At 48.6% G+C, this 12,202-nt stretch carries 11 protein-coding genes; 5 read left to right on the forward strand and 6 right to left on the reverse strand.

The window, feature by feature from the left end:
* Positions 1-7 precede the first annotated feature (7 nt).
* The 4 genes from HRU10_09155 to HRU10_09170 all read right to left on the reverse strand — a co-directional run bounded on the left by HRU10_09155 (position 8) and on the right by HRU10_09170 (position 6,846).
* Positions 8-4,486, reverse strand: a complete 4,479-nt coding sequence (locus tag HRU10_09155) for a S8 family serine peptidase (protein ID NRA27402.1) — start codon at positions 4,484-4,486, stop codon at positions 8-10.
* A 91-nt stretch (positions 4,487-4,577) separates the two neighbouring features.
* Entirely contained in the window at positions 4,578-5,168 is a 591-nt protein-coding gene (locus HRU10_09160) for a 3'-5' exonuclease domain-containing protein 2 (GenBank protein NRA27403.1), read from the reverse strand.
* 85 nt (positions 5,169-5,253) lie between these two features.
* Positions 5,254-6,249, reverse strand: a complete 996-nt coding sequence (locus tag HRU10_09165) for an MBL fold metallo-hydrolase (GenBank protein NRA27404.1) — start codon at positions 6,247-6,249, stop codon at positions 5,254-5,256.
* 63 nt (positions 6,250-6,312) lie between these two features.
* A complete protein-coding gene (locus tag HRU10_09170) occupies positions 6,313-6,846 on the reverse strand; it encodes an acyl-CoA thioesterase (GenBank protein NRA27405.1) in 534 nt (177 codons plus the stop codon).
* Between the two features lie 381 nt (positions 6,847-7,227).
* Here HRU10_09170 and HRU10_09175 point away from each other — a divergent pair, with 381 nt between their 5' ends.
* Positions 7,228-7,443, forward strand: coding sequence for a hypothetical protein (locus HRU10_09175; GenBank protein ID NRA27406.1), 216 nt, complete (start codon positions 7,228-7,230; stop codon positions 7,441-7,443).
* A gap of 883 nt (positions 7,444-8,326) precedes the next feature.
* Here the strand turns inward: HRU10_09175 and HRU10_09180 are convergent.
* The gene (locus tag HRU10_09180; GenBank protein ID NRA27407.1) at positions 8,327-8,545 is read right to left on the reverse strand and encodes a hypothetical protein; all 219 of its coding nucleotides are present in this window, start codon (positions 8,543-8,545) and stop codon (positions 8,327-8,329) included.
* A gap of 294 nt (positions 8,546-8,839) precedes the next feature.
* On the opposite strand from HRU10_09180, the gene HRU10_09185 reads away from it, so the two are divergent.
* Complete coding sequence (locus HRU10_09185; GenBank protein NRA27408.1) at positions 8,840-9,016, forward strand: antitoxin; 177 nt, start codon at positions 8,840-8,842, stop codon at positions 9,014-9,016.
* A 346-nt stretch (positions 9,017-9,362) separates the two neighbouring features.
* A complete protein-coding gene (locus HRU10_09190; GenBank protein NRA27409.1) occupies positions 9,363-10,031 on the forward strand; it encodes a TonB family protein in 669 nt (222 codons plus the stop codon).
* Here the strand turns inward: HRU10_09190 and HRU10_09195 are convergent.
* The gene (locus HRU10_09195; protein NRA27410.1) at positions 10,028-10,375 is read right to left on the reverse strand and encodes a hypothetical protein; all 348 of its coding nucleotides are present in this window, start codon (positions 10,373-10,375) and stop codon (positions 10,028-10,030) included. The two genes, HRU10_09190 and HRU10_09195, sit on opposite strands and share 4 nt — an antisense overlap.
* A 160-nt stretch (positions 10,376-10,535) precedes the next feature.
* On the opposite strand from HRU10_09195, the gene HRU10_09200 reads away from it, so the two are divergent.
* A complete protein-coding gene (locus HRU10_09200) occupies positions 10,536-11,219 on the forward strand; it encodes a haloacid dehalogenase-like hydrolase (protein NRA27411.1) in 684 nt (227 codons plus the stop codon).
* A 173-nt stretch (positions 11,220-11,392) separates the two neighbouring features.
* Positions 11,393-12,124 carry a hypothetical protein gene (locus HRU10_09205; GenBank protein NRA27412.1) on the forward strand — a complete coding sequence of 244 codons (732 nt, stop codon included), beginning with the start codon at positions 11,393-11,395 and terminating at the stop codon, positions 12,122-12,124.
* The last annotated feature ends 78 nt before the right edge of the window (positions 12,125-12,202 follow it).

Genomic DNA, 12,202 nt, shown 5'->3' on the forward strand with positions numbered 1-12,202 from the left:
TTAGGGCTCAATCCGCACGCTTCAGCCACTGCCCTAGCCCGAAGTGGTAAGCATACGACTTTCCATCTTCAGTCGTGTAGAAATACACCCAGCTCGATGTGGCATAGTGCCAGGCGTAAGGTTGACTATCGGAGGTGATCTGCAATGCACCCAAGTTTTGGTCGTAGGCTATGAGCCTTCCGGTCTCGGGTTCATAATCCTCGATATAGAGAATGCCCAGTTGCTCCAATTTTACCCAAGGATAAAACAGCCCGTAAAATGAGCCAAATTCCGGATGCGCCTGAAACCCGCTCCCAACATCAGTTGAGACCCTCAAAAAGGCACTACTTGCAGCCGATTCTTCGAAAATCAGGGAGTCGATCCAACCGCGATCTTCTCCTCTACTCACAGAACCATCTTTCTCATAGAAGATTGAGAACGTCTGAGTTCCAGGGGGAACATCGATTGAAACACTGGACCATTCCGTCAACCCGCTGATTTCATCATACACCTCGCCATCATCGTCTGCAATATACAGAAAGTCATAGTCCTCTTCAGACGAAACGCGCCATTGAAAGCTCAGTGTCCCAGGTCCAGTCACATCGAAAGTCACAGACGTAATCTGATCGTCTGAAATATCATTTGATGCTAACGAACTACCTCCACGGAAAAACTCACCAGAGCTGACAACCCAGCTATTCGGTGAATTGAGTGACACCGAGCCGCTGTTGTCCAAAACATCTGTATTACTCACAATCGGAACATTCAAGAATCCGACCGCCATGCTCCCGATTGCATTTTGGGCCAACACCCAGTAGCCGTCACCATTCGCTGACAGTGAATCAAAGAAGGGCTCAAGGGAGGTATCTTGATACACAATAGCGCCTTCATTACGCACGACATAGGTGATGGGCTGGGCGCCAACGATCGATACCGACTCCTCGAATTCTGAAACTCCTGGAATCCAGGTGGATGGAAACGCGATCACACTGGGCGCAAGTTCATCAGCGGAAATAAACGACATCTGATCGACCCATGCTGTGTCTTGCCCATCAACGATGAACCCATCCTTGCTATATTCCCATTCCAGAGTCACTGCACCCGATTGCTCGATAAATGCCTTATAACGCTGCCAGCCAGAATCCCCCGATATGCTGGATCTCTCCACTCCGTTGATGTTGAAAGAAAAGAAATCAAAACTCGCTTCGGATGAAACCCGCCAAGCAAATTCTATGAGACCAGGCCCTTCAACAGTCGCCATCAAAGACGTCGCTGAATCATCTGGAATCGCGCCGGCTTGAATAGCCGAACCGCCAAAGAAACTCGTTGTTGAGGTGACGGTCCACTGGTTGGACGTATCATTACTCAATTCCATGCCGACGACATTGCCTGCGTTGAGGATCTGCGGGTCGACCGCTTGTACGCTGAGATTGACTGGAAAACTCTGCGTCGAACCAAACACATTGGTCGCTTCAATGTAGTATACACCGGCATCACTCAGGGAGAGTTCGTTCAATTCCAGGTTGGCGTTTTCAGCGCCTTGGATGGCTAAATCATCACGGAACCATTGGAAAGTAATCGGGCCGACCCCGGTCACCGTCACACTGAAGCTCACGCTACCGCCAATAAACCCTGTCGTCGACTGTGGTTGCTTGGTTATGCTTGGCAGCAAACTGACATCCACGACAGCTACCTGTGCAATACCACTCTGTACGCTCCCCGCTTCATTGGACACAGTTACTCGATAAGCGCCCTCGACCGCCTCATTCACGTCGGTCACCGTGTAAACTGGAATGGTTGTCGTCGCCACTTCTGTATCGTCCTTTGACCAAACATATGTCTTTGGATCAGATCCTGAGGCACTGACTTGGAGGCTCAAGGTTCCACCCGTCTGTGCAGTGACTTCGCTGGGGAAATTTACGATCGTGGGGGCCTCAAGCTCTTGAACGGACAGCCGTACCGTTCTACTGAAAATGGCTCCGGCCGGGTTAATCACTCTCAACACATAGGCCCCGGCATTCGAGCTACTCACACCGTTGATTGAGAGCGTCGAAGTGCCGACACCGTTTTGAACTGCGTTAGTGACGTCTCCCGAGAATATCTCGTTATTGTAGAGCCATTGAAACGACAACGGCTCGGAACCAGACACCTCCATCACAATCGCCACATTGGAACCAGCCACAGGCAACAAATCCGGAGACTCAAATGTGAACTCGGGCAGTGACACCGAACCATCGAAAACGGTCAAAGCATCAACGAAACCCGCGTCTAAACCACTACTTACGGAGAAGTCTTTTGAATAAGTCCAGAGAAGCGTGTGGGTTCCCGATTCCAAAGTAAGCGACTGAGCAGTCCAATCTACATCCCCGGATATCTCCTCGACCAGTACCCCATCGACCGAGAATTTCAGAAAATCGTAGTCCTCTTCAGAGGATACTTTCCAAAAGAAATTCACCGTTGCCGGGCCTTCAATCACGGCCGTGAAGCTGGATGACTCAGAATTACTGATATCATTCGATCTCAGTGCACTCGAGCCGCTGTATACAATGCTAGAAGTAGGACTCCATGGTTCGGCCTCCTCCGTTGTCACAGCCCGAACAAGCGCACTCTCACCGACATCCAAGGCATTTTCCAAAGCCTCTGAAGAAGACGAAACCGATACCTCAAACGACTCAGAGTCGGAACCATCCACGTTGCTCACGGTAATGAGATAGGTCCCGGAATCAGATTCATCGACATTAGACAGAATGAAATCGCCGCTTGTGTTGGATCCCAGCAGTTGATTTCCAAAACGCAGGGTAAAGGTCTTGGTTCCCGGCCCCGAGGCGGAGAAAGACAAATTCAAATCCTGGCCCTCAGCAGCGGTATAGTTCGACTCGACAGCGGAGAGAACCGGCGCGCCATCCAATTGGTCGAAATTCAATGCACGGAAGAGGTTTAATCGGCCACCTGTCACCGTCCTGAGGTTGAAATCGTTCACTAAATCAACCGACTGCAATAGCCGTTCGATTAGCGCTTCATCAGTAGCATTAGGACTTTCAGCCTTCAGAAGAGCAAACGCTCCAGCAACAACCGGTGTAGCCATCGAAGTCCCAGAGAGAAACTCATACCCACCATTGAGGTATGTCGCGTAAACCAGATCCCCCGGGGCGGCGAGATCGACTGAATTCGCACCGTAATTTGAGAAACCGGCTAGGTTATCGCCACTATCCGACGCTGCCACAGAAATAATGTTATCAAAAGAGTAAGAAGCAGGATACGCCGGTGAGAAATCGGTGTTCCGCGATTCATTTCCTGCTGCCGCGACGGCGATGATCCCGGCAGAGTCGAGGCGCGACATAGCGAGACTTAAGGATGAAGAAAAAGAATCTGACCCCAGAGATAGATTTATGATATCCGCCCCTTTTTCCCGGGCGTAATCGAGACCATTGACGATGTCTAAGATTGTCCCAGAACCCTCATCGTCCAAAACGCGTACCGACATCAATTGCACATCCCAGGCAACTCCTGTCACACCACGGCTATTATTACCCTGCGCGCCGACCGTTCCGGCGACGTGAGTACCGTGGCCATCACCGTCTTGTGGATTGCCGTCCCTATCCACAAAATCCGCGCCCACAATATCGTCCGTAAGTCCGTTCCCATCGTTGTCTTGACCATCGGCGGTCTCACTCGGATTGCTCCAGAGATTACCGACCAAATCCGGGTGATCCGTGTCGATCCCCGAATCTACGATCGCGACAATCACGCTACTCGCATCTCTCCGCACATCCCAAGCGTCGGGTGCTTGAATCCGGCCTGAACCCGCAGAAGCGCTCCCAGCGGCTAAATAATATTGCTGCCCCAAATTCGTATCGTTGGGACTCACCATTTTCTTTACCACAAAGTCTGGCTCGATCACCGCCTCAAAGCCTGAGCTCAACCGCCCCAACTCACTGCGCATATCGGGCAAAAGATCCAAACTCACCAGCGGACGCGTTGATGTCGCCGAGAATATCCCGTAGTCGGAAACCGCCTCTACCACATATTCCGGGTGATCCTTGATCAAGTTAACCAAAGACTCATTGTCAGTGACGACCAGTAAGCGATCTGCGACCGCAATGAAGTCATTTTCTAACTCAAACGTATCAGACTGGACATCAAAGCTCCATTTCTCGTCGATACGGATCAATTCCTTGCGAGAACTCGGCTGAATAAGCATCTCCCGGCGCATAATGACTGCATCATCATCGTAGAAAGTGTGCCTCAGCTCAAGGAGCTCGCTGCCATTCCATCGACCCTCGGGTGGATGATTACGATCCAGACGATCTATCCAGGCTTGCTCAGACGGGGCCAACACCTCGACACCAGAACGATTGGGTGTCGGATCCAGATTTTGTTTTGTCCGCGCGAGCGGGTCAGAAACAGCCCCTCGATCCTCAGGATTGGAGAAAAACACAAACAACAAACCCAAGACAAATACGCACAATCCCCCTGCGGCGAGAAAACCGAATCTTACTTTCATCATACTCTAAAAAACCCCTTCAGTTACGGCGTGTTCCCCGCAAACAATAACGTCCAATACAGCCCAAATTTCCAGTCGAAGGCATAGAGTCAGCTCAATCATCTACTTCAATATGCTCCCCTATTTTCAAATAGAGCATCCGGGAGACCCAAGCATCCGTAGCGGCGTAATTTATCTGTGCCTCAGTAAGGTCCTTTTTTGCCCAGTTCGATACCTGAGCTCCCTTTGAGATCCGACGGGAAAGAAAAATCGCCGCGAGGTTACGTAAGCCCGTATTCACGATGCCGAGCCTTTTAGTATATTTCGCGACATCAATGACCCCGGCCTCTTCAAACTCATACAGCTCACGCAATTTCACGAAATCATCACGCAGGGCAACACCCACCTTGAGATGTTCAGCACTCGCCAAGATTCGCACCAGGCTATCCATGCGATTTATCTCCGCCAATTGAACCAGATATACGCGCTCCCGGGTGGCCAGTTGAACCAATGACGTGGGATAACTCTGCCCACGCTTGAAGGCAGGACGTGTCTCCGTATCAAATCCGATCACCGCCTCCTGAGCAATCTCTTCCATCGCCTTTTCAAAAGCAGGCTGATCGCTGATCAATGCAATCTCGCCCTCATACTTGAAAATAGGCAGTGCGTTGACCTCCTCCTTGGTGATGCGATTCGGAATGTCCATAGATACAAGAGCGCACCTTGAGTATTTTCCTGCACTCAATCAACCCACAGATTGCATCCAACGAAGCTATTTTTACAAAAACAGCCTAAATACCTACCTCCATCCCATCGAAAGCCAGAGAAATTCGGAGTGGCTCAGTCAGCTTCCCCTCATTGCGCATCCTCACCTGAGTAGCCTCGCAATAAGCGCACGTTCGCTGCAAATAATCGGTAAGCACCTCATCAGAATTAGTCGGTTCGTGATGGAAAATGACCAAGTGCTTCACTCTTGACAAGAGAGCCAAGTCGACCGCGACCACGCTGTTGGAATGCCCCCAATTCTGCTTGGACACAATATTGTCCTCCAAAGTGTATTGAGCATCAAAAATCAAGGTATCGGCCCCGCTGTAAAAAGAGACAAACGGGTTACTGACTGTCGCATCCCCAATCTTATGCTCGCAGTCCGTCGAGTAGACGAAACACCCCCCAGGCCCCTCAAAGCGAAATCCATAAGACTTTCCCGGATGATTCTGCTCCATAAAAGAGATTACAAACGGTCCGATCTCCAAAACATCCTCCTCCGAAAGATGCTCAAACACGATCTCGGCATTGAAACTAGAAAAGTCTATCGGAAACCACAAATCATCCATTTGAGCCCGAAACAAGCGCTCCATCTCGTCATGAAATCCATGAAAAATAATACGATTTCCTGGAATGTAAGCAGGCACAAAAAAAGGCAGCCCCTGGATGTGATCCCAGTGGAAATGGCTCATCAAAATGTGGAATGTCGCGGGTTTTTGAGCGCGACCCGACTTCATAAACTCCTCTGAGAAACTCCTAAGGCCACTGCCCGCATCACAGATTAAATAGTCGTCGGGGCTCCCCAACTGCACCTCCACACACGACGTATTGCCCCCATACGTGTGGCATACATCGAACGGCAGCTCATCCATAAAAGCGTCGATTGCCTCTGAAGAACCGAACACACGCCCCTCCGCAGCGGCTAGAGCACGCTTCACCTTAGAGCGCACTGAGGCGCTCGACAAAGGAGTGGGAATGCTGCCTCGGCAGCCCCATATTTTAACTCTAGGCGTGGTCGACATGGGAGAACCAATTATCAATCGGCCCCATCAAATTCGACGATCATTGGCTTAGATTTAGATTCATTAGCCCGGATTATGCGATTGGAGTGAGCCGATGTATCCCTCAGGTGCTTCGCAGATCTTGCTCAACAAAACATCAGGGATGCTCAGCGACACCAAGTCCCCCGATGCGGGATCCACCTTCACATGAACAGTACTGAATGAACCCTTTGCAACGCGGACCGAGGGTGCACCCGCGTGCATCTTAAAAATAGCAAACTGCCAATCGATCGCCCTCACCTTCAAAGCCTTCACAGCAATCGTGATCTCGATCTCATCCCGAAAATACAAGGGTGCTGCATAACGACACTCAGCGCGCACCCGCGGCCACCCTGAATTGTCACCGCCAGACCGTTGAATCAACGACTCCCCGAGATCATCAAAAAAGTCCGCCTCAGCCCTTTCCGCGTAACGGAAATAATTAGTAAAGTGAACTAACCCAGCCATATCCGTCTCAGCAAATTCGACAACGCGACGACTCGTGTGTGCATATTTCATATCGAGGCACTCTACGAGAATGTCCGGTTCATCAAGCGGATTGTCCCAGAATCCCAACATTCTTGAACCTACAAGCTCACAAATCTTAGAACGACAGGGTGAATGCAGATCGATCCATTCGAACCATGCAACCAATCCAGCAAAGAAGATATCAGCGTAAATTCGCGGATAGATCCAAATGCCAGAAACCCTAAATAGCCGTCGCAACCCAGCCCATCCCTATCCAAGCGGACTCTTCCCAAAAAGATCTCAACCCACTATCTTTTTCCTCGCCCCAAGATACCAAAGTACTTTTAAGAATTATCAACTCGCGCACGCGAAACACGCAACCAAGCGCATGGAGTTCAGCCACTTTCATCTCATCACCTCAACAAGCATGAATCCCCAGAGTTATCAGGACGATTCGTTGATATAATATGAATTGTTCACAAAAGATGTATCATGAGAGAGTATACTCACGAAGGTATCAGTTACACGTTTGAACCACCACTTGAAGGAAATGACCCAGTGGAAATTATTGAGTCATATTGGAAAAAAATTGCCGAAGCGGTTGGTGCTGAGGCTATGAATCAGAGGAAGAAGGATGCCGCAGCGATGAATCCTGAATCATCACCTGGCATTCTTCTAATGCCGAGAAGCTCCGAATCTGATGAGTAAAGACTCGGACATTAAGCTCTTTTTAAAAGGTCGAGTGAGTCGGGTTTTCGTGGTTTTGGCTGTCTGAAGTGGCCTGACTTGAACTCCTGAATTATGACCCACCTCTGCTTACTACTAAACCTTCTCCTCATGGAGGTCGGTCCTAGACAACGGCGCTGACGCGCCGTGCCAGACCTTAACGTATGGAAATGATTTTTTTGGACTCGGACTAGGTAAAACCAACAAGGAATGGATCGAACAGCCACCAGCCTTGTTTCAATCAATGACTGCCTCACTAAAGCGTATCCTTTGAAAACCCTGACCGCATCCATCACTTCGATGAAGAGAAAAATGTCCCCCAAAAAATCTGTGCCCATCTGTGAAATCCGTGGTTAAAAGAGCTTCCACCTCACACCCGCTTCGCTCAAGACACAGAAGCGCAGAGGAACCATCAGAGGAAATTATTCACAGGCAGTTCAATCGCGATATGGATTGGCCGGCATCTGACCCATCGTCGGCGATCCTCTAAAGCAGTCGAAAATATGGATGATTTGAGCTGAATCCTCACATCATGAAGATGGCAGAAGAAATTAGCGTTAATTCGCGTCCATTAGCGGATAGATCCAAATGCCAGAAACCCCAGCTAGTCACCGCCTACCCGTCGCAACCCAGCCCATCCCTATCCAAGTAGACTCTTCCCTCCAAAGACCTCTCCCCACTTTCTTTTCCTCGCCCCAATATACCAAAGTACTTTTACAAGCTATCAACCCGTGCAAACGAAGCACATGATGTTCAGCCACATCCATCTCATCACCCCAACCAACATGAATCCCCAGAGATATCGGACAAATTCGGAAATATAATATAACTGTTCGACGAAAGAAACAAGAATCCCAGCAGTTCCTCAAGGTTCGATCCCAACCGCCTTCTCCAGCGCTTCCTTGATAGCTAAAGCACCCTTCTTGTAACAGACGACAGCAAGCAATTCTTCTTCTAGCCAGATTGCCCAGAACCGAGAGCCCTTGTATTTTGTAATTTTGATCGCTTGCTTCACTTTAGATATACAAGATATACCTGATGTATCTTTGCTGTCCAGTGAAAATGTGTGACAAAGTGTACCCATGTCTCAAAAAGATTCGAAGAAAAGCGAATTTCTCAGCGTCCGCGTGGCAAAAGAAACAAAAGTAGAGTTAGAGAAAATCGCAGAAGAAAACGACAGATCGATTTCTTGGGTTGTCGGAAAGATCATCGATAAGTATCTAAATGGAAAATCGAGAAAACTCTGAAACGGGGTCGAACAAGGCGTTTGTGGCAATGTCGGCTACGCTCCGCTTCACCGTCATCGCTACAACTTGACGTTCGACGGAATGAACCCACGACTTGCCCCAGGGTCAAAACGGACCTACGTCTCATTATCATGGAAATTGCCAGGTCATACATCACAGACGAAGAAGGCTCCATAAAAAGCGCCGTCATTGACTTCGATGTATTCAAGAGAATCGAAGAAGCCCTTCTAGATCACGGACTTGCCGAGGCGATGAAAGAAGATCCAGAAATCTCTGCTGAGGAAATGAAGAGAATCCTCAGTGAATAATGGAGACCTCATTCAAGAGAGCTTTTGCACGGGATTTGCGTAAGATTCCCCATCAGAAAAGAGAAAAAATAGAAGAATTTGTCTTCGTGACAGTACCGCAGGCAGAATCGACGGAGGACCTCTCTCCAATAATAGCCCTCTCAGGACACACTGGATTCGATCGGAAAGATTTGGTGACCACCGAGTCGGATTTGGGATCTCGGAAGGAAAAGTGATTTTCTAACGAGCACTTCACCGCAAAGAAATATACAAAAGATTCCCATGAAATCGAAATCGATGTCAAACCAGTCGGAGTAGCCAACGGCTAAGCTTGGCTTAGCCGCAGCTATCCTCTACGTTAGAAAAAATGAAAACGCCGATTTCGGTTATCCTCTATCTACTGCTCTATGCTGTGGGTTTCAGTGAAACTTATACAGTCACAGATCTCGATTACGTACCGAAGCGCTTAGAAGGTAGAATGATCACAAGACCTAGTGACCCTAAGTTCAAAGACTTTGCGGGTAGCGTTACGCTGCGTTATATCATAGATGAAAAGGGGCGTGTTAGAGATTCCGAAGTGATGTTCTCCGATCACGTAGCGCTATCTCGAGGAGCTCTTCAGGTTGCAAGTACTTGGCGATATGAGATACCTAAGGTCAACGGCAAGCCGGTCAAGGTTGAGGTATTTCGCAAGGTCTCGATCGGCAAGTTCCCGTTTATTAAGAAAGCCTCAGAGATCGACAGCCCAATCAAGGTGCGAAGGTTCGTTAAACCATATTTCCCCGCCGCAATGAGAAGGAAGGGTGAGGAGGGCGTAGTGAAGTTGGAGGCCATGATTTACCCGAATGGTACTGCGAAGGTTAGACGGGTCGTCGAAGCTAGTGATGTTGGATTTATTGTGGATGCGATTAGATCAATAGAGAGGACAGTTTATACCAAGCCGACCTTTGAAGGAAGCCCCTGCAGGGTTAAGGTTATCGTTCCCGTGAAGTTTAATATATCGGATACTGACCAGAGTGAGCAGGACGATCTCTAACAAAAATGAATGAGAAGGCGGCACAGAATCTGATCCCTTCTCATCATGGAAAACGCCGATAAAGGGTGGCATTGGCACGCGGGTTGACGATACTTATAAACGTTGGGCCGGAGAAAACCTTGTTCGAGCGTCATGCCAGTTGTGCCATCGGGTAAAAAAGAGTCCCCCATATGGGTATGACTGTTATAAAGACCGGGAATGATGACGCGTTTTGCGCCGTCGCAGACGCTGACCAGCGCAGTCTTTTGGATCTGTTTGATGGTGTCGCCTTGAGCTTCAAAGGAGGCACACTGAAAAGGTTCTAAGTCGGGGCCGCAGAGGACGAGGACGTCGTCAAATCTCATAACTAAAGGCCTTCCTGCTCGAAAGAGGTCGAAGCCGCAAGTGTGTTATATTACGAGGGGCGTAGAATCCGGAGTCTCTTTAGTAACTTAGATCCGGATTTTTGGCGTAATAGCATCGACGGATCGACAAATTTGAAAACGAATTGATGATGCGCCCCTTATGGGTAAGAAAATTTGTCTATTTTGGGACATCGATGGCACTTTGATCTGGAGTGGAGGTGCCGACGAACGTGCCTTTGAACATGCGACCCGCGAGGTCTATGGCATTGAAACTAGCCTGGCCAAAATCGATTACTCAGGACGCACAGATCGCTTGATCGCTCGCCTGATCGCGGACTACCACGAAATCGAAGAGCATCAGCGCAAAGATACAGATATCTTAGCAGCCTACCTCAAACAACTCAGTGTTGAAATGAACTCAGGCACCGCCTTTGAGCTCAAAGGTGTCCGCCAGCTTCTAGGTCTTGCGCATGCTGATGATAGCGTCGAACAAGGCCTCTTGACTGGAAACCTTATCGAAGGCGCTGAGACAAAGCTCAGGCATTTCGACTTTTGGAAATATTTTCACTTCGGCGGCTTTGCCGACCATTCACATGAACGTGACCAAATCGCCGAACATGCCCTCGAACTGGCACTCAAAAAAGACTATGCCGAGAGTGCCGAGCTTAGCTGGGTCATTGGCGACACACCTCACGATGTTTCCTGTGGCCGCCACATTGGTGCACGCACTCTGGCTGTGGCCACCGGCAAACATACCGTCGACGAACTGAGGCTTTCAAAACCCGATATCGCATTAGAAAGTCTCGAAGATGTAGAGACGGTGTGGAAGACACTGATCGACTGAATCAGCTGCTCATAACTCAACTCACATACGGGAGAACGCGAATAAACGAGTCATTTCTCTAAACCGAAAATACAACTAAATTCTGGATCTTAATATAAAACTAGTTCCCAATATTCGATCTTTAAAAAAGGTGCTTGCCTAATTTCAATAACTCAACTTTTCAAACGAAAACTATGAAGAAAGATATACACATTAAGTGGGCCGTTTGGGGCGGACAACAAGCCGGTGGTGATAAGTATATGGTTACTGATATTACCGCTCAAGTTCAGAATATAGTGGATAATGGTGGAACCACGGTCCAATTTGATGGAAAGGCTATAACTGATCCATTACCTGGTTATAAAAAAGGATGGGCTATATGCGCTAGTATAGACGGGATAGAGTATAACTATGCCGGCATAGATTATCAGACAGCTGACCTGTCACAACTCCCTGAAAATGCAGTAGGATTATCAAATCTATCAATATCTAATTTGAACGCTCAGATCGTTCCAGGCGGCTGGCCGACCGAGGGCCAAAATCATCTATTTTCGACAGCAAGTTTCAAAATCACAAACAACACCGGTTTGGTTTTTCCACCAGCTGCTGCAAAAGAGACCAGCCCTTGGATATCCGTCGATTGTTATTTTTCGAAGTCTAATGAAATACCTCAGAGTATTGGCGAGCTCGTTCACATAGGGGATATACCTGTTCACATAGCAGCGCTCCCTGCTGGTGGTGAAGTTACTATCAATGTAGCTCGCTTGAGATTTGGCTTGTATAACATGGCAAGGGAATACACGTCGCGTCCCTTCTTGTTACCAGAGGCAAACTATTATCTTTACCTCCAAGTGAGATCAAACGAAGGCATACAGCTTTGGGAAGGTGGATTCTCCACGGATACATTCACACCTGTCCCAAAATAGAAGTTATTAACTCGCTAATATAATACATGACTTTCACCCATGCATCATTCATCCTTTCAGGCATGGAAAAACGAGATG

Source organism: Opitutales bacterium, assembly GCA_013215165.1.
In the GTDB taxonomy this organism is placed as follows: Bacteria; Verrucomicrobiota; Verrucomicrobiia; order Opitutales; family JABSRG01; genus JABSRG01.